This window comes from Ruegeria arenilitoris, from assembly GCF_013030985.1.
GTDB lineage: Bacteria > Pseudomonadota > Alphaproteobacteria > Rhodobacterales > Rhodobacteraceae > Ruegeria > Ruegeria arenilitoris_B.
Map to the genome: position 1 here is coordinate 301048 of NZ_WPYP01000004.1, position 24299 is coordinate 325346.

25 protein-coding genes are annotated in these 24299 nt (G+C 60.2%); 10 read left to right on the forward strand and 15 right to left on the reverse strand.

Annotated elements, in window-relative coordinates:
* Positions 1 to 57 precede the first annotated feature (57 nt).
* From GOX88_RS11245 to GOX88_RS11265, 5 genes are read left to right on the forward strand one after another with little or no spacing between them, the layout of a single operon-like run.
* Complete coding sequence (locus GOX88_RS11245) at positions 58 to 1392, forward strand: NAD(P)/FAD-dependent oxidoreductase (RefSeq protein ID WP_170401341.1); 1335 nt, start codon at positions 58 to 60, stop codon at positions 1390 to 1392.
* Positions 1343 to 1888 carry a hypothetical protein gene (locus GOX88_RS11250; RefSeq protein WP_254443327.1) on the forward strand — a complete coding sequence of 182 codons (546 nt, stop codon included), beginning with the start codon at positions 1343 to 1345 and terminating at the stop codon, positions 1886 to 1888. The genes GOX88_RS11245 and GOX88_RS11250 overlap by 50 nt, the downstream gene beginning before the upstream one ends.
* A complete protein-coding gene (locus GOX88_RS11255) occupies positions 1888 to 3111 on the forward strand; it encodes an MFS transporter (RefSeq protein WP_170401343.1) in 1224 nt (407 codons plus the stop codon). The genes GOX88_RS11250 and GOX88_RS11255 overlap by 1 nt, the downstream gene beginning before the upstream one ends.
* Positions 3108 to 3725, forward strand: coding sequence for a DUF3833 domain-containing protein (locus tag GOX88_RS11260; RefSeq protein ID WP_170401344.1), 618 nt, complete (start codon positions 3108 to 3110; stop codon positions 3723 to 3725). Before GOX88_RS11255 ends, GOX88_RS11260 begins: the two co-directional genes overlap by 4 nt.
* The gene (locus tag GOX88_RS11265) at positions 3722 to 4264 is read left to right on the forward strand and encodes a DUF3833 domain-containing protein (protein ID WP_170401346.1); all 543 of its coding nucleotides are present in this window, start codon (positions 3722 to 3724) and stop codon (positions 4262 to 4264) included. Before GOX88_RS11260 ends, GOX88_RS11265 begins: the two co-directional genes overlap by 4 nt.
* Before the next feature lie 12 nt (positions 4265 to 4276).
* Here the strand turns inward: GOX88_RS11265 and GOX88_RS11270 are convergent, their stop codons facing one another.
* The 11 genes from GOX88_RS11270 to GOX88_RS11320 all read right to left on the reverse strand — a co-directional run bounded on the left by GOX88_RS11270 (position 4277) and on the right by GOX88_RS11320 (position 14562).
* Positions 4277 to 5437, reverse strand: coding sequence for an energy transducer TonB family protein (locus GOX88_RS11270; protein ID WP_170401348.1), 1161 nt, complete (start codon positions 5435 to 5437; stop codon positions 4277 to 4279).
* On the reverse strand, positions 5434 to 5811 hold the full coding sequence (locus tag GOX88_RS11275) for an ExbD/TolR family protein (RefSeq protein ID WP_170401350.1): 378 nt from the start codon (positions 5809 to 5811) through the stop codon (positions 5434 to 5436). Before GOX88_RS11275 ends, GOX88_RS11270 begins: the two co-directional genes overlap by 4 nt.
* The gene (locus GOX88_RS11280; protein ID WP_367648070.1) at positions 5808 to 6140 is read right to left on the reverse strand and encodes a biopolymer transporter ExbD; all 333 of its coding nucleotides are present in this window, start codon (positions 6138 to 6140) and stop codon (positions 5808 to 5810) included. The genes GOX88_RS11275 and GOX88_RS11280 overlap by 4 nt, the downstream gene beginning before the upstream one ends.
* Positions 6141 to 6165: 25 nt before the next feature.
* Entirely contained in the window at positions 6166 to 6831 is a 666-nt protein-coding gene (locus tag GOX88_RS11285) for a MotA/TolQ/ExbB proton channel family protein (RefSeq protein ID WP_170401352.1), read from the reverse strand.
* On the reverse strand, positions 6828 to 7256 hold the full coding sequence (locus GOX88_RS11290; protein ID WP_170401354.1) for a hypothetical protein: 429 nt from the start codon (positions 7254 to 7256) through the stop codon (positions 6828 to 6830). Before GOX88_RS11290 ends, GOX88_RS11285 begins: the two co-directional genes overlap by 4 nt.
* Positions 7257 to 7419: 163 nt before the next feature.
* Positions 7420 to 9969 (reverse strand): glycoside hydrolase family 9 protein, encoded by a 2550-nt coding sequence (locus tag GOX88_RS11295; RefSeq protein ID WP_170401356.1) that lies wholly within the window; start codon positions 9967 to 9969, stop codon positions 7420 to 7422.
* Between the two features lie 3 nt (positions 9970 to 9972).
* A complete protein-coding gene (locus GOX88_RS11300; protein ID WP_170401358.1) occupies positions 9973 to 10935 on the reverse strand; it encodes a glycosyltransferase family 2 protein in 963 nt (320 codons plus the stop codon).
* 1 nt (position 10936) lies between these two features.
* Complete coding sequence (locus tag GOX88_RS11305; protein WP_170401360.1) at positions 10937 to 11902, reverse strand: glycosyltransferase family 2 protein; 966 nt, start codon at positions 11900 to 11902, stop codon at positions 10937 to 10939.
* Complete coding sequence (locus GOX88_RS11310) at positions 11892 to 12863, reverse strand: sulfotransferase family protein (protein WP_170401362.1); 972 nt, start codon at positions 12861 to 12863, stop codon at positions 11892 to 11894. Before GOX88_RS11310 ends, GOX88_RS11305 begins: the two co-directional genes overlap by 11 nt.
* A 3-nt stretch (positions 12864 to 12866) precedes the next feature.
* Positions 12867 to 13733 carry a sulfotransferase domain-containing protein gene (locus tag GOX88_RS11315; RefSeq protein WP_170401365.1) on the reverse strand — a complete coding sequence of 289 codons (867 nt, stop codon included), beginning with the start codon at positions 13731 to 13733 and terminating at the stop codon, positions 12867 to 12869.
* A 76-nt stretch (positions 13734 to 13809) separates the two neighbouring features.
* Entirely contained in the window at positions 13810 to 14562 is a 753-nt protein-coding gene (locus tag GOX88_RS11320) for a WecB/TagA/CpsF family glycosyltransferase (RefSeq protein WP_170430857.1), read from the reverse strand.
* 15 nt (positions 14563 to 14577) lie between these two features.
* Here GOX88_RS11320 and GOX88_RS23265 point away from each other — a divergent pair, with 15 nt between their 5' ends.
* The 4 genes from GOX88_RS23265 to GOX88_RS11340 all read left to right on the forward strand — a co-directional run bounded on the left by GOX88_RS23265 (position 14578) and on the right by GOX88_RS11340 (position 18917).
* Entirely contained in the window at positions 14578 to 14889 is a 312-nt protein-coding gene (locus tag GOX88_RS23265) for a hypothetical protein (protein ID WP_170430855.1), read from the forward strand.
* Positions 14890 to 14892: 3 nt separating this feature from the next.
* Positions 14893 to 17118 carry an exopolysaccharide transport family protein gene (locus tag GOX88_RS11330; protein WP_170401373.1) on the forward strand — a complete coding sequence of 742 codons (2226 nt, stop codon included), beginning with the start codon at positions 14893 to 14895 and terminating at the stop codon, positions 17116 to 17118.
* Positions 17119 to 17296: 178 nt separating this feature from the next.
* Positions 17297 to 18685 carry a GMC oxidoreductase gene (locus GOX88_RS11335; RefSeq protein ID WP_217354208.1) on the forward strand — a complete coding sequence of 463 codons (1389 nt, stop codon included), beginning with the start codon at positions 17297 to 17299 and terminating at the stop codon, positions 18683 to 18685.
* Positions 18675 to 18917, forward strand: a complete 243-nt coding sequence (locus GOX88_RS11340) for a hypothetical protein (RefSeq protein WP_170401379.1) — start codon at positions 18675 to 18677, stop codon at positions 18915 to 18917. The genes GOX88_RS11335 and GOX88_RS11340 overlap by 11 nt, the downstream gene beginning before the upstream one ends.
* Positions 18918 to 18940: 23 nt before the next feature.
* Here the strand turns inward: GOX88_RS11340 and GOX88_RS11345 are convergent, their stop codons facing one another.
* Positions 18941 to 19339: a GtrA family protein gene (locus GOX88_RS11345; RefSeq protein WP_170401382.1), complete on the reverse strand. Its 399-nt coding sequence runs from the start codon at positions 19337 to 19339 to the stop codon at positions 18941 to 18943.
* A 184-nt stretch (positions 19340 to 19523) separates the two neighbouring features.
* Here GOX88_RS11345 and GOX88_RS11350 point away from each other — a divergent pair, with 184 nt between their 5' ends.
* Positions 19524 to 20510, forward strand: coding sequence for a glycosyltransferase family 2 protein (locus tag GOX88_RS11350; protein ID WP_367647803.1), 987 nt, complete (start codon positions 19524 to 19526; stop codon positions 20508 to 20510).
* On the opposite strand, the gene GOX88_RS11355 is transcribed toward GOX88_RS11350, so the two are convergent.
* The 3 genes from GOX88_RS11355 to GOX88_RS11365 form a co-directional block, all read right to left on the reverse strand.
* Positions 20476 to 21984 (reverse strand): hypothetical protein, encoded by a 1509-nt coding sequence (locus GOX88_RS11355; RefSeq protein WP_170401385.1) that lies wholly within the window; start codon positions 21982 to 21984, stop codon positions 20476 to 20478. The two genes, GOX88_RS11350 and GOX88_RS11355, sit on opposite strands and share 35 nt — an antisense overlap.
* A gap of 123 nt (positions 21985 to 22107) precedes the next feature.
* Entirely contained in the window at positions 22108 to 23328 is a 1221-nt protein-coding gene (locus tag GOX88_RS11360; RefSeq protein WP_170401387.1) for a polysaccharide biosynthesis/export family protein, read from the reverse strand.
* Between the two features lie 129 nt (positions 23329 to 23457).
* Positions 23458 to 24162: a sugar transferase gene (locus GOX88_RS11365; RefSeq protein ID WP_170401388.1), complete on the reverse strand. Its 705-nt coding sequence runs from the start codon at positions 24160 to 24162 to the stop codon at positions 23458 to 23460.
* Positions 24163 to 24299: the final 137 nt, after the last annotated feature.

Consider the following 24299-nt stretch of genomic DNA (forward strand, 5'->3'; position numbering starts at 1 on the left):
ATCCACCTTCGCCCATCCTGCGTATCCTATTGTAAACTGTCGCACAAAGAGGATGGCATGTTCGACGAAACTCGGGGCGCACGCAAGAAAATCGCAATAGTAGGGGCAGGTATCTCAGGCCTGTCGGCCGCTTACTATCTTTCTGAAAACCACGATGTCACCGTATTTGAGGCCGAACCCCGGCTGGGCGGTCACGCACGCACGGTGATGGCGGGTAAGAACGGGGATCAACCGGTCGATACAGGATTCATAGTATTCAACTACGCGACCTACCCTTATCTGACGCGGCTGTTCGACGAGTTGAACGTGCCGGTCATGAAATCCGAGATGAGCTTTGGCGCGACCATCGACAATGGCCGTATCGAATATGGGCTGAACAACCTGCGCACGCTGACAGCGCAGAAACGCAACCTCGCCCGTCCCGCCTATTACAGGATGATCGCCGACATCCTGCGCTTCAGCAAAGAGGCCCCTGAGGCCGCGCAGGACGATGACACCACGATCGGAGAGTTGGTCGACCAGCTGCGCCTGGGCTATTGGTTCCGCCACAACTACCTGGTGCCGATGTGCGGTGCGATCTGGTCCACTCCGGTAGAGTTCGTGGATCAGTTCCCGGCGCGTTCGCTGGTGCAGTTCTTCAAAAACCATGCCCTGCTGGCCAGCGGCCGCGACAAACAGCATCAGTGGTACACAGTCAAAGGCGGCAGTATCGAGTATGTCCGCCGCATCGACGCCGCCCTGCGCGCACGCGGGAGTGAAATCCGGCTGGCCTCTCCCGTCGATCACGTTCATCGTGATGAAACCGGCGTGACCGTTCACAGCCAGGGACAGGGCGATCTGTTTGATGAAATCATACTGGCCACCCATTCCGATCAGTCGCTGGCCATTCTGGGTGAGGCCGCGACGGATGCTGAAAAGTCCGCGTTAGGCTCCATTCGCTATCAACCCAACACCGCAACCCTGCATTGCGATCCGCGCCAGATGCCGCGTCGTCGGGCCTGCTGGTCCAGTTGGACCTACCGCTCGCAAGCCGGGAATGTCGGGGTCACCTATTGGATGAACCGGCTGCAGAACATTCCGGACAGCGATCCGCTATTTGTGACGCTGAACGCGTCGTCGGAAATTCCCGCGGACAAAATCTATGATCAGGTCGAGTTTGCCCATCCGGTCTTCGACAAGGCAGCCCTGAAAGCACAGGGGCAGATCCGCGAGATGCAGGGACAGAACCGAACCTGGTTTGCCGGGGCATATAACCGGCATGGCTTTCATGAAGACGGGATCGCCAGCGCGATGCATGTTGTCGCGCGCATGAACGGCACCCCGCACACGAACGGAGCTGACAATGGCATTCCTGCAAAACAGCCGGTCCTCTCTGCCCCGGCGGAGTTTTAACATCCTGCGCCCCGCGCTGCTGTCCTTCTGTCTGCTGGTCCCCGGCGGGTTGGCAGCATCATCCGGTCTGTCGGAACTGGACGACCCGCAACTGCGCGGCACCGCGACCTTTCGCTATCTCGGGCTGCCTCTGTATGACGCGCAGCTGTTCACTCCGGGCGGTACGGCGTTCAACTGGAAACAGGATTTCGGCCTGCAGCTGCAATACCGCCGCAACGTGAGCCAAAAGGCGTTGATCAACTCGACCCTAGACGAGATGGCGCGCATTGGCCGCGCCGCACCTGTACGCGATCAACTTCAGACCTGTTTCAGGGCGGTCAAAAAGGGGGATCGCTATCTGGCGGTCTCCGAGGGGCCGAATAAAGTTTCCTTCTGGCTGAACGGACGCAAGACCTGCACAATGGCTTATCCCGGCATCAAACGCAGCTTCATGTCCGTTTTCCTGGGTGAAAACACCCGCTCCGCCGCTTTCACACAGAGATTGCGCGGACAGTGATGCTGTATCCGAGGGTCAGTCTCTATGCGTTGATGCTGGCTGCGGCGGGTATCCCGCTGTATATCCACCTGCCGCGCTTTGCTGCTGTAAATCTTGGCATCGGGTTGGGTGTGATCGGCACCGTTCTGCTGGTGATCCGCATCATCGATCTGGTGCAGGACCCGCTGATCGGATGGGCCATCGACCGCTGGCCGGGGGCGCAAATGCTGTTTGCCGCTGCGGCTGCAATTGGTTTGGCGGTTGGGTTTCCGTTACTGTTCGGCCTGCCCCAAGAAGCCAATATCACTTTGTTAGTATCTGTTTTGGTACTTTTGTTCTCAGCCTACAGCCTCGGCACCATCCTGCTCTATGGCCGCAGTGCGACGCTGGCCAAGCAGGCTGACGCGAATGAACTGATGACACTGGCCGCCTGGCGTGAGGGTGGGCAACTGACCGGAGTCATTCTTGCCGCCAGCGCGCCGGCCCTGTTCGTGGCTTTTGGGGCCAGTGCGCAGGGCTATCCGGCCTTTGGGCTGTTTTTGGGCCTGCTCGCCGTCCTGACCCTGATCCTGACCCTGCCCATGTGGCGCCGCACGCCGATCACCGGTCAGGGCCTGTCCTTTGCCGGGCTGGGTCAGGCCGGAGCACTGCGCCTGCTGTTTCTGGCGCTGGTCAACAGCCTGCCGGTCGCGATCACCTCAACCCTGTTTCTGTTCTTTGTCGAGGACCGGCTGCAACTGCCCGGAAAAGCCGGACCGCTGCTGATCCTGTTTTTCCTCAGCGCCGGAGCCAGCGTGCCGCTCTGGGCCAAACTCGGTAACCGGATTGGCCCGAAACAGACCCTGATGATCGCCATGCCGCTGTCAATCGCAGGGTTTATCGGGGCGGCCACTTTGTCAGCCGGTAACCTGGCCGGATTTGCGGTGATCTGTCTGACATCCGGCGCAGCGCTTGGGGCGGATATGGTGGTCCTCCCAACCATGTTCTCCGTGGTGTTGACGCGCGCGGGGCTGAACGCATCCGCCGCTTTCGGCATCTGGTCATTTGCAGGCAAGCTGGGGCTTGCGCTGGCTGCCTTTTTCACATTGCCGCTGCTGGAACGCAGCGGGTTTACTCCGGGGCAAGCAAACTCGGCCGAGGCGTTGCGCACACTCAACCTCGCCTATGCCGTGCTGCCCTGCATCCTGAAACTCGGCGCGTTCGGACTGGTCCTGACGCTGCCAACCGAGGTCTCAGCCAAATGACAGTCGTCACGATCCTTCTGCTCGCCATCCTTGTTCTGATCATCGCCCACCGCCGGTTTCTCAGCTTCCGGGCGCAGGCGCCAACGGACTACGCGGCCACCGGACCTGCCTTCATCATGAAGGAAAACCTGAACGGAGAGATCCTGTCCGAAGGATTGATCTATGGGCCCAACGGCAAGATGTCGAACAGCTTTGTCGCCCGTATGGTGGGGGAGTGGGACGGAAATACCGGCACGCTGGTCGAGTATTTCACGTATTCCAACGGCAAGAAGATGACCCGCAAGTGGTATCTGACACTGGGCACCGGCAACACCTTCACCGCCACGGCGGATGATATCGTGGGTGAAGGTCACGGCACCATTTCGGGGTCGACCGTCAAACTGACCTACCGGATCATCCTGCCCAAGGATGCGGGCGGGCACACGCTGGATGTCACCGACTGGATGTACCTGACCGAGAACGGCGTGGTCATGAACCGGTCCGAGATGCGCAAATTCGGCCTCAAGGTGGCCGAGCTGGTCGCCACCATGCGCCCGGCGCCCGAGGTGAAGTCTGCCCATGTCAGCGGCTCGAACGGCTATGACGCCACGGCCGAGACGAGGACATTGCAATGATCACCCGCCGGATTCTGATCCTGGCCCTCGCTGTCATCGGGCTTGCCGCGCTGGCAGCCTGTTCGGCCAAGCCGCGCGTGCCCAAGACCTTCCTGTCCGACCGGCAGCTGAACCTTGAGGAATTCTTTGAGGGCAAAACCGTCGCCTACGGTCAGTTTCAGGACGTGCTGGGAAATGTACCCCGCCGCTTTAATGTCGATATTGACGGCACATGGGACGGCGAAACCCTGACGCTGGTCGAGGATTTCATCTATGACGACGGCGCCACCGAGCAACGCATCTGGACCCTGACCAAAACCGGCGAAGATAGCTGGACCGGCACCGCTCCGGGTGTGTTGGGCACCGCCAGCGGGATCGAGCGCGGCGATACGTTCAACTGGAAATACAAGATCGACCTGCCCGTGAAAGACGGCACCATGCGGGTAAATTTCGATGATTGGATGTGGTTGCTGAGCGACGACCGGCTACTGAACCGCGCCTATGTCTCACGCTATGGCGTGCGGCTGGGCGAGGTCATTCTGTATTTCGAGAAACTGTAAGCCACCGGCGGTTCAGTTGCTGGAATAGACAAAAGACAGCGACCTGCTGACACCCCCAGGAGGTTTCGGGAAAGGAGAGGCCGCCTGGACCTGCGCCTTGGCCGCTCGTTCAAGATCCGGTGATCCATTGGTGTCCACGACTTCGACATAGGCCAGGGTTCCATCCGGGTTGATCACGAAAAACACCCGCGCAAAGCCCCGCGCCGCCGTGTAAACGATCGGTGCACGGTTCAGGTGCACCAGCACTTTCCCGTTATAGTTGGTTCGATCCGAATTACCGGGACCCCGCCCGCCCGAGCGTGTTCCGCTGTTGCCTGATGTGAACAGATCCTTGCCCTGACGCCGATAGGTGGTCAGGGGCGATTCGACCTCTTGCGTCGGATATTGCAGGTCACTGAAATCCCGTGCGCCGCGCAACGTGGCCGGAGGCTCTGGCTGCGCACGCCGGTCCGGCAGGCGTGGCCGGATCGACGACGTCAGCGCCTGCTCTGCTTCTTCACTGTTTTCATCAGCGTCGGGCACAGGCTCAGCCGGGGTAGCGGGAATATCAGCTTCGATCGTCTCACTTTCAGAAGGCACGACCGGTGCAATCGAGGGCACCGGGTTTTCCGATGGCTCGGGCAGTGCAGCAATCTGCTCGGCCTCGATGGGCTCGGGTGCGGCCGCGGTTTCTTCTGCAGGTTCCGTGGCTTCGGGACTGCCTTCTGGCGCTTCAGCAACCTCGGCCACCTCGACGGGCGGGGTTTCCTCGACCTCATCGCTGGCGGATTTGTCGCCATCCGTGGTGTCCCGCGATTCGGGCGCCTGGGCCTCGACCGGCTCGGGCGCCACCGGTTGCAGAATTTCGGACGTGCCAGTGTCGGGGGAAAAGGTTTTCTGGGGGTCGTCCGAGGCCACATGCACCTCGCTGGTCGGAATCTCGGCCGGTTCCGGTGCGGGTTCCGGGGGCTCTTCCACCGGGGGTTCCGGCGCCTCGGGCGGTTCGGATTCCACCGGTTCGGCGACCGTGTCCACAAGATCCTCGAAACTGTTGCTCAGCTCAACCGAATCCCCCCGGCCTGCGGCATCCGGCTGCTGTATCAGTCTGGGTGCGGTCAGACCCAACCCCATCAGATGCAAGAGCAGCGACAGCAGCGCGGCAAGGGCCGCGATAACGATCGAGCCCCGGATCATTCCAGCGCCTTTTCAGTCACGACAAACACGGAATCCGCCCCCAGGCGACGCAATTCACCAGTGACCTCGATCAGCCGCGCGCCTGAGGCCTCGCGATCCGGTACGATGCGCACCGGCCCGGGATCACGCCCGGCCATATAGGTTTCCGGCCCTATCGGCGTACCGCGAAAGCTGAGCGTGCCGTCCCGGTGCAGCACCAGCGCGTCCGGGGGCTCGCGCCCGTCAAGTTCCGAGGTGTCGACCAGGTTCAGATCGGGGTCCAGCGGCGTGGCCACCGTGCCCGCGATCAGAAAGAAGATCAGCATCAGGAACACGACATTGATCAGCGCAATGGTCGAGTCGCGTTTGCGGCGGGGGCGGTTATAGCGGATCATTCCAGCACCAGAACGCTCAGACCCTCACGCCCACGCAACAGGACCAGCAGATCCACCAAACGCTGTGCGGTCGTGTCGGGATCAAGGCTGACCAGCACCTGCCCGGTGGTCACCTGTGTCGTCAGCTCCTCCAACGTGATGGGCGCGCCGTTCAGCACCAACCGCTCAGCCCCTAACTGGACAAAGGCGCGGTCTTGGGGCGTGTCCGTCGTTGCACCTCCGGTCGTGGCGCTGCTCAGCTCGATCTCGCCGTATTTCGAAAAAGTCGAGGTTAGCATGAAGAACAGCAACAGCAGAAAGATCACGTCGATGAGCGGTGTCATCGCCATGGGCCGTCTGGCAAAGGGTGCGGGGTTACGCATGTCCGGGCGTGGCCGCCATAGGTTGTGCATCCTCGGCCAGCGGAATGGCCTGCCCCGGAATAAGCACCGTGCGCAGGGCCTTGTCGGCAAACACCCGTTCGCGCGCAGTACGGCTTTCGAACCAGGACAATACCATCGAGGTCGGCATCGCCACCGCCAGCCCCACAGCCGTTGTCACCAGCGCCACCCAGATCCCGCCCGCCAACAGCGACGGATCAACCGAAGAGCCCGCGGATTGCAGGCTGCGGAACGCCTCGATCATGCCCAGAACGGTGCCGAACAGACCCAGCAAAGGGGCCAGCTGCGCCACTGTGTCCAGCAGGCGAAACCCACGTTCCAGACCGGCCAACGCCAACCCTGCCTCGGCATCCAGACGCTGATCCAGACCGGGCGCATCCGGCGCGTCCATCGCAACCCCGACCAGCGGTGCAAGATAGCTGTGGCTTTTGGCCAGACGCGCGCGGGCGGTCTGTTCGTCACCGGCATCCCAGGCCTCCAGCGCCTGCGACAACACCCGGTGCCGCCCGACGCCCGAGGCAGCGAACTGCCAGAGCTTGTAAAGCGTCACTGCCAGCGTCACCACGGACATGGCGATCAGGATGGCGACCACCGGCCCGCCAAGGGCCAGGATTTCTCGCAAGGCGTCAAGAATACTCATCCCAAAAGCTCCACTTCTGTTCGGCTGTTCAAGGTTGGTGTCTGGTCGCAGATATCGCTGTCGGCGCCCCCAACGGTGCAGCTGCTGACACCATTGATCAGAACACGCCCGATGTTTTCGCAGGTGGTGCCCCGGATATCAAACTGGCGCACCCGAGGGCGTTCTGCCGGCAGGTCCCGGAACCCGAAAAGGGTGATCCGTTCGAAAACACCTGCGGCATCGAAAATCACCACTTGATAACTGGCACTGTCGATCGAGGTTGAGGTTTGGTTTTCGACCAGAAAGGTCAGACGGCAGGCGCCTTCGACCTCTTCCACCGCATTCAGCTCGACCATCAGGCCCGGCGCGTCTTGCGCCGTTTCAGCCAGAGCCGCAAATGGCAGCGCGCAGAGGATGGCGGCAAGGGCCGGACGGCGAAACTTCATAGATGCGCTCCTGATTGTTCAACGCAGGCAGGGTTTTGGCGGTACCACTCCCGTCATATCCAAGACCGCTGGGGCGCGAAAGGCTTGCCGACACCATTGTGATAAAGGGCGATTTGCGGCCCGTTCAACCCTGCCGCCGCGTGAGTTCAATCGCGGGAACGCGCTACTGCGAGGGCTCGGGGCCGTGCTGATTGACCAACGCGCAGGCCACCAGCCACTCCAAAGCGTTGGACTTGATCCCATGTTCGGCGCAGATTGCGATGCTTCGGCTTTCGAATATCTGCGCATAGATGGGCCAGTGATCCTGTTCGGCCGGGAATATCGCACCGGCGGTCTTGCGCTGCTCCCACTGATGCAGCTTGCCGCCCGCCACGCCAAAGCTGATCTGCCCCGGGATCGGAGGATCTTCGTTTGGGTCAAGCATCAGCGGGTCCGAGAAGTCCCGGTGTCCCAACCCCTGAACAAAACTGGTGTTGGACGGGTTGCAGCCCAGTCCGAACCACATCCCTTCGGCCACGGCATCCGCCATCTGAGGGGGAAGCTCGCCGTTCACGGCGTGATACAGCGCGAATTCCCCGGCCCGCCAGTTTGACCCGGGCCCAAACCGCAGCCAGCCGCGCCCCCAAGGATAGGTGTCAGTGCTGTGCAGGCCGTAGTCGGCCCCCATCCGGTCGGATCGCTTGGCGCGGTACCCGATCCACCCTTCGATAGCCGCGACAATCTCGGGGTCCGTCAGCCTGCCATCCCGCGCGGCCAGCACATATTCGGCATAGGCGTGCGGGTAGTGCCCCTTTTTGATCCCCTGAGCCGGGGTGTCGGATCGCGGCACAAAGGGGTTGTGGCCTTCAAACACATCGCGGGCCGCCGTATCCCCGCTGGCGCGGTACAGTACCGCAGCAGCCGCCACGCGTGCCTGCGCTGTGACTTCTTCCGCCTCGGGATCGCGCGCGCCGCGCTTTTCGGACAGAAAGTCCTGTTCCGCCCAGCGCCATGCCTGAGCGGCCTCTTCCATCAGCGCATCACCCAGAATGGGATCACCGCAGGTGTGTTTGATAACATGCCCAAGTTTCGCGGCGCTCAGGGCGAAATTGTAGGCGGCCCAGTCCTCGGGGCCATAGGCATAGGCGATCTGCACCGGGTTCCACGACACCGAGCCAAAAATCCCCGGGTTCGAATACTCCACGCCACCGATCACTGCACCGTCGGCGCCCTGCGTTCTGCGCCACAGAGAGATGCCCCACAAAGCCTCATGGATCAGGTCCGGCAGAACGGTCATCCCGTCACCCCGGTCCGCTGCGTTCTTGCGGGCCAGCACATCGGGGTGCGCAAAAGGTTTGCCGCTTTCGGGCAGGTTCAGATGCAGGCTGCGGGTATGGTCGAACAGCTCGACGATATCGGCCATGTGAAAGACGACATCCATGTGCTGAATGCGCCGATCCCAGTCCCCGGCATCGTGCCACCCGCCCCAGGCGTCGGGATTGGCCTGCGCCCGCGCCGAGACGGGCACTCCGTCCAGCCCGGTCACCCCGACAGGCTGTTCCGACAACAGCTGGGTCGCGCTGGTTTTGCCGTAGCCTTCTCCGGTGTCACCAAGCCTCACATCGGTCTGCCAGACAGTCAGCCCGTCCTCGGGGTGGCCATTGCGCGGGCGGGTCCGGCCTTCGCCGTAAGGTTCGGTGATTTCACACCCCGACCTCTGGTGAAAATACCAGCGCGCCGCCAGCCGCAACGCCTCGGCATAGGGCGCTGCTGAGATGCGAAACGGAAACGATTGGCCGAACCCGTCAACCTGCAGGATGTATTCGCCCTCGGTATCAATACCCGAGAAGTCGGCCTCGTAGATATCACAACCGTTGAAGTTCTGACCTTTGCGATGCGGGTCAGAGGCCGGTTTGGCCAGCATCAGACTGCCGCTTTGCACCTTTGCCCCATCGGCGGTCGAAATGACCGTCCAGGTGGTTTCCGGCGACAACAGCGCGTCACTGCTGCCCGATCGACCATCGGCGTCATGTCCCCACCAGGCCCCGACATAGGCCTTTTTCGGACCGCTCAGCGGATAACCGGCGTGACACACATGCAGCGCCTCGTTGAAAAGCTTGGGTGACCTACTTTGTTTGACCGCCGGTATGGAGGGTCCTTCGAGCAGCACCTGTGCCCCATCCGGGATCGCACGATCCAGCACCAGTGTCAGATTGTGCCGCTTGGTGCTTTGCCATTCACGTTTGGCCACGGCCAAGGTCCGGATCGGAACGGTCTTGCGGTAAACCGACACGACGCCAGCGGGGTCTCCGTCAATGGTGACTCGCCATTCACCGGGCTGATCCACCGGCGCGCCGCGCTGGAAAAACCCATTGCTGGCGTTGAAGCCAGTCCATTGGCTGTCCGGGACAATCCTGGGCCATGCTGTAAAGCGCTGCGGCTGCGACGGGTTGGTGTCGCCCGAGAAATACCCCTCGACCCCATTAAACCGCCCCATCGCGCCAAAGCTGTCAAACGGATCAGGCGACCACCTGCGGTCGTCCTTTTGGGAAACCGACACAGTCGGAGAGGTATCAAACAGCGTATCAATGACGGTGAGCTGAACGATATTATCTCCGACAAAACCAACCGCGCCATTGGAGTCAGTTCCGGCAAGCGCCATCGGACCCAGAAACGGAACGGACGCCAATATCGCAGTGCCCTGAAGCAGCACTGCACGTCGGGAAAATGCCATTTGTCAGTGCCTCCCCTCGGGTTTCCCTGGCCCAACGGTACCTTGTTTCGCGGATCGGTCCAAACTTTGCAGGAACCGCCAGATCAGCTTGGGCCGAAACAGGCTGTCGGGGTATAGAGCCGCGCCGCACAGCCCTTCGAACAGGGCGGTGGACTTGCGGCCGTATTGGTATTGGTTGCGGACCCCGGACCAGAAGATATCGATCTGCCGGGCCCGTAGCAGGTGGCGCAGCCGTGGCCCGTATTTTTCCCGCATGGCCGGATTGGCCGCCACTTTCTGCAGGCTGGGCACCCCGCGCGCGAAGACCGAGCCGCGCGCCTGATGATTGGCACCGCTGGCCACCTGACGGTACTGCAGCAGCGGCGGTCCCACGACCACTGCAAACGGCCCCAGCAACGCAACCCGGCACCAGAACTCCCAATCCTCGCCCTTGATCAGGTTTTCGTCATACCCACCGGCCTGCCGAGCGATATCGGTCCTGAGCGCCAGCGCCCCGCCGTTGACCACAAAATTCTTGCACAGCAGCGCATCCAGTTGATCCTGCGCCGGTATAAGCGTCCGATTGTCCGAGCCCCGCATTGGATGGCCATCGATATCCATGCGCTGCACACCAGCCACCGCCCCCACCGCAAAGCTGCCTGTCAGGGTGTCATAATAGGTCTGCAGCGCCTCGGTGTGCAGCAGGTCATCGGCGTCCAGAAACAGCACAAACGGCGTTTTGGCCCATGTCAGACCCAGATTCCGGGCCGCGCTGACGCCTTTGGCCGGGCCCTGCACGGCTTGAAACCGGGCATCGCGCTGCGCGTAGCGGTCAAGGATGTCGCGCGTGCCATCGGTCGAACCGTCATCGATACACTTCACCTCGAACGCCCCAAGACTCTGGGCACATACGCTGTCGAGTGTTTCCGCCACGAACCGGTCCGCGTTGCGGGCGGGGATGATGATCGAAAACACGGGCTGGTCCATCTCAGCGCCCTCCGACCCGGTCGACCTTGACCGCCGCGCTGCTGTACTCGGCGAACTCGAACCGAAGCAAACCGGCCATCATGCCGGCGCCGCGGTATATCTCAAGCAGGCCGCGAACCCATCTGGCGCGCGAGCCGAACCCGAGGCACAGGCACATCACCGCACCCCAGCCCATCGCCCCAACGCTTTTGACCGCCCGCATCTTAACACCCTTGCGCCGGATCAGGGCGATGCGGCTGAGCGTATTGCCCTTGCGGAACCAACGACGCCGCAGCCAGCGAATCGAGGCGCGGTGTTCGGGCACGTCATCCCAGATCAGCGCATCTGCCGCTGCGCGGATCGTGCCGCCGCCCGCGCGCAGACGGGTAAAGAACTCTTCATCCTCGCCGCCGGTGATGTTGAACCGCGGATCGAACCTGAGCCAGCGATCACGGATGACCGAAGCCCGCACCATGGAATTGTTGGTGGCCGCCGACACCAGCACAGCCCCCTGTTCATAGGGCCCCATGCGAAACAGGTTCAGTGCCTCGACCCATGCGGGCGGCGTCTGCTGGTAACGCGGCTCGACCGGACCTTGGGCGGCGACCGTATCGGGCAGCGCCATGGTCTTCAGCATTTCAGCCAGCCAGCGATCGGAAACCACCTCGTCATCGTCGAGAAAGGCGATGAAGTCGGCATCCATTGGCGCCTCGGACAGGGTTCGGTTGCGGGCCGCCACGATGCCGCGCTCGGACTCGGTCACGTAGATCAACGGCCAGCGAGACAGTTGTTGGATGTCGCCCAGACTGGCCGCAGCAGTGGCATCAGGCGCGTTGTCTGCAATCACCAGCGTCACATGCACCTGATCCGGCCCCAGCGTCTGAGCATTGAGGCTTTCGATCAAAGACCACAGCCCTTCGGGGCGCAGATATGTGGCAACGCAGATGGCGATATGCGGCCCGGAGGTCATGGCGCGATCACCGCTCATACCCTGCAAGCTCCAGTGCGCGCCCGGCCAGCTTGTCGAATCGCGTCTTTTGCGCATCCGACCACGCGGCCCAGCGTTTGACCGGGTTGAAATCGGATGGCTTGGCCTGCGGCTGCCAGCGCGCCTCGTTCGAGGCGGATGACCGCGACGACCCACGCACTGGCAAGTGATCGACCTGATCCCATGGATAGGTTTCCGGTGTCAGTTCGGTATGGGCCAGCATCTCGGTCACGAAATGCTGCGGGTCCGCGACGATATCCTCGTAGCGGGCCACCATCGTATTGTCGTTTTCATTCACCCCGCCCTCGGCGAAGCTGGTGATGGCTTCGGTCCCAAGGCGCCATTCATCCGCCAGTTGGCGAAAGGTCTTTCGGGTCAGAGAATACCGCGAAAAGGTGTTCAGCGTGGAATCCACCACATCGCGCCCGTCGCGCAGGCACAGGATCAGCTTGGCGTCCGGAAAGATGTACTGCGCCAGAGTCAGGTTATGCACATGCGGGCATTTCAGCAGGATATGCTTGCCCGGAGCCTGCGCCTGCAAGGTGCGGAACCACGCCCCGGCCAGCATCGCCAGTTGGTCGTATTCTTCCAGAACTTCGGCATTGCGCGGGAAATACCTGAGGAAAGCGCGGCCAAACGCGGCTGCGTCATCGGCGGCGTGCAACAGGGGAAATTCATAAAAACGCCCCGGATCCGCCGCCACTTCGGGATGCATGGCTGCAAGGTCCCGGACGAAATTGGTGCCCGAGCGTGGCATCACCCCCAGCACAAGGATTGGCGCGTTGATCTCGCCACTCGCGCCGCGCGCCAGGGCCGCCAGACGCGCGCCCTGTTCCGGGGAAACCGGCGGCAGGAAATCGTCGATGGTCAGAAACCGCGCCCCGATCAGGCGCCGGGCAATCTGACCCATCTGGTTGATGCGCATCTCTCCGAGGGTCCGGGCTGCCTGATTCAATCGCATCGCTTACACGCCGCCCCTGCGCTCGCGCCAGGCCTGCCAGGGCAGATCCACGCGACCGGTGACCTTGGCTACGAACTCCATGTCCGGCGTGAACAGATCGGTCAGTTTCTTGCGCGTCTCGCCGGTGGGCGGCGCGACCCTGGTTTTCAGATGCTGCCTGTTCATGGACAGGGCCTGTTTCAGCCCCGGCAGCCCCTTCACCGTCCGCACCGCCTCGCGCATCCCCAACGAGCGCATCATGTCTCCGCCCCGGCGCAGCGTGCGCTGCACCGTCGGGTTGCGGTAGGTGACGTTTTCATGGTGACGCTCGGACAGCGAGGCCGGGTTGTGATCGGGGGTGATCGCAAGGTGCCGGCAGATCTGGTCATAGGTCCCTTTGGGATCATCCGAGATATCCTCGGAAAACAGCAGCAGCAGCGCGTTGCGGTCAAAACAGTCCAGCCAACGTTCCAGGTTGATCTTGTACTGGCTCTGCCGCGCATAGGCCGGGTTCTGCGCCAGCGCGTCCTCGAACGAGATCGAAGACGCGATATGCCCCTTGCGAATCTCGTGCAGGTGGTTGGAATAGGCGCGCTCGATCGGGTCGCGCAGGATGCAGATCAGCTTGAAATCCTTGTTGTAGTCGCGCGCCCGTTGCGGGGCATCCTGGCTGAAAAAATAGGTGGGTGAGCATTCGCCCTTGATGGTTCCGTCGGGGCCATCGGCAAAACAGCTTTCGTACCAGATATAGCCCCGGTCATAATTGGCGGTGAAAAAGTTCAGTTCCTTGGTGTCGCCCGTGGTCACGGCAGAATGGTCCGAGAGGACATGGTGCAACCATGTCGTCGCCGCTTTCTGCGCACCGATTCCGATGAATTCAACCTTGCTCACTCCAATGAACCTTTCAAAACCCGCCGCGCTGGTAAATGGTGGCGGTTCAACTCAAATTACCCCTGACGTTCTGCCCTCATCTACGGCCAAAGCGGTTGGGCACGTCCTTGCGCAAAACAATGCTCAGCGCGTGCGGCAGGGTCCGCATATATCTTCCGATCAGATGCCGCGGCCCGGTTGCGACGCGGTGCAGCCATTCCAGCCCCACCGTCTGCATCCAGTCGGGTGCGCGCGGGTAGTCACCGACAATATAGTGAAAGCACCCGCCACAGGTCACGATCCATGCACAATGATCCAGTTTCGGCGCGACCCGTTCGGAAAAAAACTGTTCCTTCGGCTTGCCCAGCCCGACCCACAGAATATCGGCGCCGCTGGCATTGATGTCGGCCACCACCTCGTCTTCTTCCGAGGCGTCGAAATACCCGTGCCGCCGCCCGGCCAGTTTCAGGTCGGGATACATCTCGGTCAGTTTCCGGGCGCAGTCTCGGTTGATCTCTTCGACGCCGCCCAGCAAATAGAAACTCAGCCCGTTTGCCGCTGCGGCTTTGGCGGCCGAGTGGATGAAATCGGTTGTCGCGGTCCGTTCGGGGATACCCAGATTCCCATAAGACAGCCGCGACGCCCAAACAACGATCTGACCATCGGCATGGGTGATATCGGCGGAATCCATGGTGCGGGCGAAATTCTCATCGCTGGCATAAAGCGAGATCGCCTGCGCATTCGACGAGAAGACGGTCGTGGCGCGGTTCAGCTTGCCGCTCCGCCGCCGCTGCACGTCTTCAAGCATTACTTCCGTCAGTTCGTCGGCGCCTGCGATCGCAACTGGCATACCTCCGACGAAAGCATGCGGCAGACGCTTATCCAGGATCTTATTCATGTAAAAGCCAACTGGTCACAAAAAAACAAACACAAAAACAGGTTATCAGGCCCAACGATTCTTGCTAGGAAATTCAGCGATTTTGGACCGGATTGGTTCGAATATCGCGAGTATTTTCGCAATTTCAACCAAACTTGCTTACTTTTCGCCGCCAATTGTGGTTTGCTTGGCGCATTGTTGAGTATTTCTGGCCCGCGGCTGACAGCTGCTGACGCAATTTTTGTTGAGCACAGGCTGCCGGGCTTACGTGAACCATATCTGTGCCACACGTTGTTATGAGTGATGACTGATCAGTACCGCCGAGGGCTAGAAGTAGAGTTATCGGGCCTGGGATATGCCACTGCAGGCGACCCCGAACTCAGAATGCTGTCCAACGTTGCCTGGGCCATCCGAAGATCGATTCTGTGGATTCTGGCCATAGCCGTTGGTGGGGCGTTTCTGGCCTACCTGTTCACCTACACCGCGGACACGAAATACACCTCAAGCGCCAAGGTCATGATCGAGACCCGGGTGCAGACGGAAACGCAGTTCACGCCGCAGGTGTCCGGCCTGCCCCTGTCGCTGACGTCGCTGGAAAGCGAATTGCAGCTGCTGCGGTCCACCGACCTAATCGAGAGCGTGGTGGCACGGCTGGATCTGCAGAACGACCCCGAGTTTTCGGGCGAGGGGTCCGGCGTGAACCTGAACCCCATTGCCCTTGCGCGCGGGTTGAAAAACGCCGTGGTCGACGCGCTTTCGGGCGGCGATGACGGGGCCGAGGATGGAGAACGGTCCGAGGACGTCCTGCGCCAAGAGGCGGCCATCGAAAGCCTGCTGAGATCCAGACGCATCGAACAGGTGGGCGACACCTCGGCCGTCTACGAAATTCGCGTCACCTCGGAATCCAAACGCAAGGCGGCCCGGATCGCCAACAGCCTGGCGTCCGAATACCTGTCGGTTCTGACCAGAATGAAACGCGACGCGCTGGGGCAGTCGCAGGACTGGCTGGCCATTCGCATCGGCCAGTTGCGCGAGGATCTGAACACGCTGAGCTCGAACCTCGAGACGCATTCGATCGAAATCCCCTATTCGCCCGATGAATACGCGACCATCAAGGCACAGCGGATCAAGGCAGAGCGGCGGTCTTCGCTGGCAAGTGAAAGCCTGGTTGAGCTGGAAGAACAGACAACGGCGATCAACCTGATGCGCGAACAGGGAAAAAATCAGGAAGCAGTGGATTACGCGGCGCAGGTCGGTCTGCTTTCACGCAGCTCCAACGGCGACATCACCGATCAGGCTGCCATTGCCGCACTGGATGCAATCCAGACGGCCGCAGAGCGGAAAATAGACCAGTTGAATGCCCAGCTGGCCACGCTGAAACAAAGCATCGAGACGTTCAAGGAACAACAGGCCCGTCAGGTACAGCATGACTCGGTCACCAAGCGGATCGAAAACGAGATTCTGGTCACCGAAGCGATCTATCGGGATTTCGTGTCACAGCTGGGCCGCCGGGCGGAACAGGGCGACTATCTGGACGCTGGCGCCCATATTATCGAACGGGCACGCCCCTCGGTTGATCCGTCCGAGCCCAAGCGGTCGCAGACGGCCATCGGCGTCATGTTTGCGATTGTGTTCGGCGGCCTGATCTGGACCGTCCTTCACGAGATTTTTCAAAAACGCCTCCGGACGACGCAGGAATTCGAAAGCGCGACCGGGTCCAAACTGTCTGCGATCCTTCCGGAAATCAGGGATGAACCGCCCTTCGAGACCTTCTTTGCCCATGCGGGGAAACTGGCCCCTGAGCTGCGGCATTTCGGCCGAAAACTGCTGGCCAGCAGCGATATCGGTCTGCGTGTTTCACCCAGTCAGAGTGACCCTGCCGTCGCACAGAATGACCCGTATATCTTGACCAACCCGGACAAAAAGACCGGTCAATCCGTTCCGCAGACCCATTGTGTGATCTTTTCCGGCGCCTCTGCACTGCCGGACGAAGGCAAATCCTCGGCGCTTTTGTTGTTGGCGGCTGTCTGCGCAAAAGCGGAATACCGGACATTGATCATCGACTGCGATACCGTCGCCTCTGCCTACCGCGTCTATTCCCGTATGACACCTGAAGCCCTGCAACACGCCGCAACCGACCCCGAGTTTCTTTTGAATTATGTGGTCGGAAGCCCGCAGGAGGGGCTTGATATCCTGCCGCTGATCCGCGGGCAGGGCGAAGAAGAGCAGACAAATGCCGGGGATTTCCTGTACTCGCCCGCTTTCCTCGATCTGCTGCATTCACTGTCGGACATGTATGATGTGATTCTTCTGGATACTCCGCCGCTCCTGTCGGCCGTCGAGTCCTCGTACCTGTCGCAAATAGCGCACCGCGTCCTGTTGTTCACCCGTTGGAACAGCACGCGCAAAAACGCGGTGTTCCAGGCGATACGCGAGCTGGAGAACGCTGACCTGCGCCCTTCGGCGCTGGTGGCGACGCGGGTCGATTTGAAAAAGGCCAAACTCTATGGCGACCCGAATTTCGGATGAGACACAGTTTGCACCATCCCGGGACTTCCCCTCAGCACGCAAGAGAAGGGGTCCGGACTTTGTTTCCCATTCACCAAGGACTGTCAGGAATAATGCACGATCAGAACCGAAAACCGCTTAACCTTGCCGGGCTATGCGATGATTCCCGCAACCAAAACGCACCGAGTGGGTGACCGTTATGCGAGTCTTGGCAAGTGAAGTAGATTTCAACACGTACGACGTTATCGTCGCCGGTTCCGGCCTGGCGTCTTATGCGATGGCCAAACGCCTTGGCGTACACGGCAAAAGCGCGATTATGCTTGAAACCGGAGAAGCCCAATACAACGACGACATTCAATCCGACTTTGCCCAGATTTACGGTCGCGGGCATCTGGACGGATCGCACTGGCCGCTGCATTGGGTGCGCGCCATGGGCGGAACATCTGCCGTCTGGGCCGGGTATTGCAGCCCACTGATCGACCGCAACTTTCGACAATGGCCAATCACGCGCAGCGATCTGGACCCCTATTACAAAATCGCCGCGGGATATCTGGGCAGGCCCGATCCCTTCCTGACCTATTCATCGGCTTTTGAGCCGGGATTCGTTTACCGGCCCATTTCCACCGAAGACCCGTTGCGTCTGATCCGGGAACCCCAGCTCTACGATCAACTGCCTGCCACCGATCTGGCGCTTGGCGCCACGCTCAGCCACCTGCACCCAAGGGAAGACCGGCAGGGGATCGAGGCGATCTCGATCTACACGCTGGACGGTGGCACCAGACGGATTGACCTGCGGCCCGGGCAGGTGGTTGTGCTTGCAGCCGGGGCCATGGGCAACGCACAGATCCTGCTCAGCTCGCAATCCGAAACCGGGCCTGCGGTCGGCAACGAGAACGATCAGGTCGGTCGCTATCTGATGGAGCATCCGCATTTCCCCGATTGCGCCAAGCTGATCGGCAACGGGGCCTTTCAGTTTCCCACCGTTCCCGAGGGCTTCGGCGAACTGACCGCCCTGCTGGAACCGGACCAGGATCTGTACCGGCAGATCGGCGAGCTTGAGGTCTCTGTCGCCCTGTACCCCGGAAAGTTCATTTCAGAAGATCCCGTCGAAACGATGTTTGCCAGTAAATGGGGCGACGGTGCCGTGGCCTATGGCATCATCGTCCGGGCGGAAATGGATGCCGAGCCTGAAAACAGGGTCACTGTCAGAGAGGGCACCGACCCGGCCGGGCTCAGAAAGCTGCGCACCGATTTCCACATCGGCGCCCGCAGTTTCAGGGCGGTCGATACCTTTCTTGAGACGTTGGGCGAACGGCTGATCGCCGCGGATACCGGGCGGCTGCGGATGTCCAACGAAGAAATCATGTTCGGCGTCACCGGGGGCGGTCACACCCTGGGCACAACGCGGATGGGGGCCAACCCGAAGACAAGCGTCGTCGATGCCGATTGCCGCGTGCACAGGTATCAGAACCTGTTTGTTGCGGGCTCATCAGTGTTCGCATCCGGCGGTCATGCCAATCCTACGCTCACCATCATGGCGCTTGCGGCGCGGCTGGGCGACAAACTGGGGGTGATAAATGAAGTTTGACGTAACCCGCAGAAACCTCATGTTCGGCGCAGGCGGTTTCGCCGCTGGCAGCGCCATCACCGGCGTTGTCGGCTTCAAGTTTCGCGACCAGGTCCGGCAGCTTCTTGGGGTGTCGCGCCCCAACATCGATCAGCTGGGTCTGGCGACCGGGATAGACGACGAATGGCTTCTGACCCCGGAAGACCGGGAAGAACTTGGCCGTCATCTGGCCGAAAACACGGTCTCTGAATAAGCCCCGTCTTTGCTCCAAGGTCCCTATTTCGGGGTGTCACCGGCATCCAGAATACGGCGTGAGAACAGGAAGTTGATGATCATCCCGGCCAGCGTCGACGGCACCAGAGCAACCACCGGATAAGCGCCTGCGATCTCGTTCAGCCGGATCAGGGCAACAAAGACGGCGTAGTTCACCGCCAGCCCAAAGCTCATCGCCAGCACGTAACTGATGAACTCCTTCACGGTGGGCGGCGCCTGGGTGGCAAATGTAAAGGTTCTGTTCAGATACCAAGTCGTGGTCACCGCACCAAGAAAGGACAGGATACGCGCGACCTCGGGTGCCCAGTGAAGCCCCTCGATCGCAACCATCAGCAGCACCGCATCGACCACAAAGGCAATGGCGCCCACGATGGCGAATTTCAGGAACTGAGAAGAGGGCATCTTTAGAACACCACCACTGCAATCAACTTTCCCAAAGTGCCTTTAACCCTGCGCCTGAACCACCCGTCCGCAGGCTAGTGCTTTGTCGGGTTTATCAATTTTCCTTTTGGCACATGCGTATTTCTGGTACTTCTGAACCTATTCTGTGAATCCAAGTTATTTTAGATTTTGGAGGAAAGAAACTGTGTTGAAGGAAAACGAGGCTTCGGATCTGCAGGGTGTCGCCCCGCAAGTTCAAGCTTCAGGTACCGAGTGTCGGGTTGCAGTTGTTTTACCCTGTTACAACGAAGAAGCTGCAATTGGTTTGACGATTTCTGAATTCAGGGCGGCCCTGCCGGATGCCGCCATCTATGTTTTTGACAACAACTCCACCGATGCCACCATCGAAGTCGCCCGGGCTGCCGGCGCCATCGTCCGGACCGAGGCCAATCAGGGCAAGGGCAATGTGGTGCGGCGGATGTTTGCGGATGTCGAGGCGGATATCTACGTGATGGCGGATGGCGATGCCACCTATGACGCCAGCACCGTCGCCGAGATGATCGATCATCTGCGCCGCAACAATCTGGATATGCTGAACGGCGCGCGCCAACACTCGGACGAGGCCGCCTATCGCCCGGGACACAAATTCGGAAACCGGCTGCTGACCTCGATGGTGCGGGTGTTCTTTGGCAAGAACCTTGACGATATGCTGTCAGGCTACCGGATTTTCAGCCGCCGCTTTGTCAAAAGCTTTCCCAGCATGTCCAGCGGGTTTGAGATTGAAACCGAGCTGACCGTCCATGCACTGCAATTGCGGCTGCCGATTGACGAGGTTCCGGTCAACTATCGCGCCAGACCCGAAAACTCGGTGTCGAAACTGTCGACCTATGGCGACGGCCTCAGGATTCTGAGGATGATCAGCTTTCTGGTGAAAGAAGAGAACCCGATGCTGTTCTTCCTGTCACTGGCCGGAGTGATTTTCGTGCCGTCTTTTCTGGTGTTCCTGTCAGTGCTGCTGGAGTTCGTCGAAACCAGTCAGGTGGCGCGGTTCCCGTCGCTGTTTGCATCCTTGACCGGGTTTGTTCTGGCCATTGTCTGCGTGGCCTGCGCCCTGATCCTGGATACCGTGTCACGCGGACGGCGCGAGGCGCGGCGTCTCAGCTATCTGCAATACCCTGCCCCTGCGCCCTAGGCGCGGGCTTCTTGGACGTTTGGAAGACAAGCAGGGTTGCCAGAAACGGCAGCAACCAGATGACCCGTGCCTGATAGCGGTGATGCGGGTCCGACAACACACCGCAGATCACCGCATTCATCAGCAAGGTTGCAAGGATCAGCACACCCAAGGCCAGCGCCGCATTCGTCACCGACCGGCCGCCATAGATATATGCCACCGTCAGCAGGCTGAAAGCGGCGACCGCATAGACAAAGGTGGACATGAAGGCGAAAGGATAACGGCCTTCGACCGCCATCGAGGCGCCGTACCTGCCCAGATCAGAGCCGCTCATGTAATTTGGGGCGCTTTCGGCAAAGACCCGTTTGGCGGTGTCGAATTCATACAGCCCGAACATGCCCAACTGTCTTGCGGTATTTCGCAGTGATGCTTTCAGCTGCATCATCGGATTGGCCTTTGCGGCGGTCAGAAAGACCGAGAAATCCTCGTCACTCAGCCTCTGCTTGGTGTCTTCATCAGCGGATTGGTAAAAACCGTGCGGTTCCCAGAGGAAGAACTGCGAGCCCCGGTTTTCCAGAGGTGCGGCATTACAGATGGCAAAGTCGTGGCCGTAGCAGTCGTTTTCGACCATCTCGGCCACCGGGCCATCCTCGATCCCGCGCGCGGTCAGGAAGGGCAGGCTCTGCGGCCAGCTGCCGAACACCGCGTGGGACACGAAGGCAAAGGCAAAGACCGCCGACACGCCGGTCACGAAGGCAAGACAGGACAGAAGCCAGCCGGATATCAGGGGCCGGACACGCGGCCACAGCCACAGGATCACCAGCAGCGCCAGCAAACCGAAGGTCAGCAATATGTGGCTGCTGTGGATGGCGACAGACGCGGCGAGAACGACCCAGCAGAAGACCTGTTGGGCGGCGGTCAGGCGGCGTCTGGCAAAGCACAGCAGAAACAGGCACAGCGGTACCGTAGCCGCAAACACATCCGGCATGGCATAGGCCGAGAAATAGGGCAGAGGTGTCACCACAGCGCAGATCGCGCCGGTGACAAGATAGGGTCTTGTGGCGTTGCCCGGACAAATCTGGCGCACCACCAGCCAGACCACATAGGCAACGACAAGCGATTGAAACAGCGCCAGAAGGAAGGCTTCGGATTGCAGGAACACGAACACCAAGGCCCCGTAATAGGGGGACCGTGACATCGGAATGGCGCGTTTGCCTTTCCCGGACTGATCTGTCGTTGCTGCACTCGCGTCTTCGGTCGGGGCGGCGTCCTGAACCGGTGCCTCGGCTGCGCCCAGTTTTCCAACTGCAACCTGCACAACAGCCTTGCCCGCATTGTTGTAGCCGCGCGAGTCGAAAAAGATGAACGGATACCCGTTTATTACTGCGGGCACCGTTTGCAACACCGCAAAGCAAAGCACCAGCAGACAGGCTTTGAGGGTGCTGAGATGTGCACCTTCCGAAGGGAGCGCCGCTTTTGCCTTGAGATATGCCATATCAATGTCTTTGCGTTTGAAATCCTGATGCCGATCCTGCTGTATCGTCTGCGCGCGGGTTTTCCGGCCAATGACAGAGAGCCTCGCGCATTATGGGTTCTATCGGTCCTGTTTTATGGGGGGTCACTCCGTCAGCTGGGTTTGCTGCGTCACCTGCTGAACCGAGATCTCGACACTGTCACCCGGCAGCAGCTGGGTCATCTTGTCGGCCCGCAGCTCTTGCAGCTCGCCTTCAACCACCCGGAAGATCGTCACCGCGTAATCAATGTCGCTGATCAGGCTTTCGGTACCGATTTCGCTGGCGGCGCCGGCAAGGTATTTCGCGATCGTATCCATCTGCAGACTGGCGTCCCGCAGCGCCAGATGGGCGTCCCGGCGCTGTTGCAACAGCCGCAAGGACCGTTCCTGTTCGTAATATTCGCGGTCCCTTCTCAGGCGGGTCAAAACCAGATTGGTGGCGGCCAGATCTTCTTCGACCTCCAGCAAACGTGTGGCGGACAAAACCGTGGTCCGGCGCGTATCAGCCAACCGGTTTCCCGCCGTCAGGCCGCGTTCGATCATGTCGATAACGCGCTTTTCTTCCTCTTCATCAGATACCAACGCCTTGGCCAGTTCGGTTTTCTGTTCTTGCAGAATCTCGATACGTTGCAGGGCCTGTTCTTCGGCGTCCTCGAAAAATTCCCGCTCCCCGGCTTCGTTTTCCTGATTGACCGTTCTGATCCTGAGCTGCTCGGCGATCAGTTCTTCCAGAACCGTGTTCGACACCGAGACCTGATCCAGGGTCGGGGCCACCATGTCCAGATTCTGTCTCAGCTCGGACGTGGTCCGCCAAACCTGCGCCATTGCCTGTGCATGTTGAAGTGCGGCCTGGCCATAAGTGGTCTGCCACCGCATCAGCTGGATCGGGTCCACGGTCACGTCATCGGCCAACAACATGCTTCTGACCCCACCGGCCAGAGCGACAGCCTCGCGCGCTGTAATAGCAGGGCGGAAATCAATTTGCCCGGTCCGCGCCACGTCACCACCGATGATGATGGGCCGGTAGCCGTTGCGCGCAACCTCGATTTCATCGCCGTCCAGCTGGATGATGTAGATCTCACCATTCTGGTTGTATTGCTTGACGATCTTTCCGGCCGCATCCAACCGCACCAGATTTTCCAGCTCGTCCGCCAGCAGCCCCTTGGCCTCAAAATGGCCCAGCCACTTGAGGTTGACGTTGCCATGGGCATCGATGATGGCGTCGAAGGACAGCCCCTCAAGGCCGGTCAGGGACACGCGTATCTGGTCGCCCGGCTCAAGCTTGTAATCCGCGTCTGCCGGTCCCGAGATCAAACCGAGCGCCAAGACACCTGCGCAGATGTTTCGAAACACGCCAAAGCACCCGAACCCGCCAGGCGCCGAACGAAAAGCTGTTTTTATCCTAAACGTCATGGTCGTAGCATCACTCCGATTTCGGGCGTTGCAGTGATCGGTTCAGCGGCCGGTGCCGTTGCAGACAGCGCCGATTGTCTGAAACAGAATCTTGAGATCCAGCCACAGGCCGATCCTTCGCGCATATTCACTGTCGAAAACCGCACGGTGCGAGAACTCGACATCGTTGCGTTCGGACACCTGCCACAACCCGGTGATCCCCGGTTTCATCAGGTGGTAGTCAAGACCAGGATACAGCGCTTGTTGCTGGGGCAGCATGGGGCGCGGACCAACCAGGCTCATGTCGCCGACAAGCACGTTCCAAAGCTGGGGCAGCTCATCCAGCGAAGATACCCGGAGAAACCGGCCGATCTTTGTGACACGTGGATCATTTTCCAGCTTTTGCCGCGCTTGCCATTCCGCTGCGGCCGCTGGGCAATCCCGCAAATGATCCTGAAACAGCTGATCTGCGTCGATCATCATCGACCGGAATTTCAGAAAATCAAACTCGCGCCCGCCAATGCCGACCCGCTTTTGTTTGTAAATCGCCGGTCCGCCATCCAGCCTCACACAGATTGCAACCAACAGCATAAGAGGCAGCACAAATGGTGCGCCAATCAGAACCAGAAGAATATCAAGAAGACGTTTGCCTTTTAGCGTATAAAAACCTTCCAGGTTTGCGCGGTCATCCGATTTAGAAATAAAATGTTGATTTGTATTGTAAATGTCGGTCTCTTCTAAAGGAAAAGAACCTCGGTTGTGGTTCATAATGACCCCCAAAAAACGTACTCACTGACTACAAACAACGACCCATAACTCAGGTATCGCTTAACATCGCCACTCGCCAATTCGCCTTAAATCGAGACGATAGCGGTGGAATTCAAACTTCTTTTGCTCAACAGATC

Bases quoted from the DNA above. Each gene is read 5' to 3' on its own strand.
- GOX88_RS11245 (WP_170401341.1), top strand. From the start codon at position 58: ATGTTCGACGAAACTCGGGGCGCACGCAAGAAAATCGCAATAGTAGGG.
- GOX88_RS11250 (WP_254443327.1), top strand. From the start codon at position 1,343: ATGGCATTCCTGCAAAACAGCCGGTCCTCTCTGCCCCGGCGGAGTTTT.
- GOX88_RS11255 (WP_170401343.1), top strand. From the start codon at position 1,888: ATGCTGTATCCGAGGGTCAGTCTCTATGCGTTGATGCTGGCTGCGGCG.
- GOX88_RS11260 (WP_170401344.1), top strand. From the start codon at position 3,108: ATGACAGTCGTCACGATCCTTCTGCTCGCCATCCTTGTTCTGATCATC.
- GOX88_RS11265 (WP_170401346.1), top strand. From the start codon at position 3,722: ATGATCACCCGCCGGATTCTGATCCTGGCCCTCGCTGTCATCGGGCTT.
- GOX88_RS11270 (WP_170401348.1), bottom strand. From the start codon at position 5,437: ATGATCCGGGGCTCGATCGTTATCGCGGCCCTTGCCGCGCTGCTGTCG.
- GOX88_RS11275 (WP_170401350.1), bottom strand. From the start codon at position 5,811: ATGATCCGCTATAACCGCCCCCGCCGCAAACGCGACTCGACCATTGCG.
- GOX88_RS11280 (WP_367648070.1), bottom strand. From the start codon at position 6,140: ATGGCGATGACACCGCTCATCGACGTGATCTTTCTGCTGTTGCTGTTC.
- GOX88_RS11285 (WP_170401352.1), bottom strand. From the start codon at position 6,831: ATGAGTATTCTTGACGCCTTGCGAGAAATCCTGGCCCTTGGCGGGCCG.
- GOX88_RS11290 (WP_170401354.1), bottom strand. From the start codon at position 7,256: ATGAAGTTTCGCCGTCCGGCCCTTGCCGCCATCCTCTGCGCGCTGCCA.
- GOX88_RS11295 (WP_170401356.1), bottom strand. From the start codon at position 9,969: ATGGCATTTTCCCGACGTGCAGTGCTGCTTCAGGGCACTGCGATATTG.
- GOX88_RS11300 (WP_170401358.1), bottom strand. From the start codon at position 10,935: ATGGACCAGCCCGTGTTTTCGATCATCATCCCCGCCCGCAACGCGGAC.
- GOX88_RS11305 (WP_170401360.1), bottom strand. From the start codon at position 11,902: ATGAGCGGTGATCGCGCCATGACCTCCGGGCCGCATATCGCCATCTGC.
- GOX88_RS11310 (WP_170401362.1), bottom strand. From the start codon at position 12,863: ATGCGATTGAATCAGGCAGCCCGGACCCTCGGAGAGATGCGCATCAAC.
- GOX88_RS11320 (WP_170430857.1), bottom strand. From the start codon at position 14,562: ATGCCAGTTGCGATCGCAGGCGCCGACGAACTGACGGAAGTAATGCTT.
- GOX88_RS23265 (WP_170430855.1), top strand. From the start codon at position 14,578: ATGCGGCAGACGCTTATCCAGGATCTTATTCATGTAAAAGCCAACTGG.
- GOX88_RS11330 (WP_170401373.1), top strand. From the start codon at position 14,893: ATGACTGATCAGTACCGCCGAGGGCTAGAAGTAGAGTTATCGGGCCTG.
- GOX88_RS11335 (WP_217354208.1), top strand. From the start codon at position 17,297: ATGCGAGTCTTGGCAAGTGAAGTAGATTTCAACACGTACGACGTTATC.
- GOX88_RS11340 (WP_170401379.1), top strand. From the start codon at position 18,675: ATGAAGTTTGACGTAACCCGCAGAAACCTCATGTTCGGCGCAGGCGGT.
- GOX88_RS11345 (WP_170401382.1), bottom strand. From the start codon at position 19,339: ATGCCCTCTTCTCAGTTCCTGAAATTCGCCATCGTGGGCGCCATTGCC.
- GOX88_RS11355 (WP_170401385.1), bottom strand. From the start codon at position 21,984: ATGGCATATCTCAAGGCAAAAGCGGCGCTCCCTTCGGAAGGTGCACAT.
- GOX88_RS11365 (WP_170401388.1), bottom strand. From the start codon at position 24,162: ATGAACCACAACCGAGGTTCTTTTCCTTTAGAAGAGACCGACATTTAC.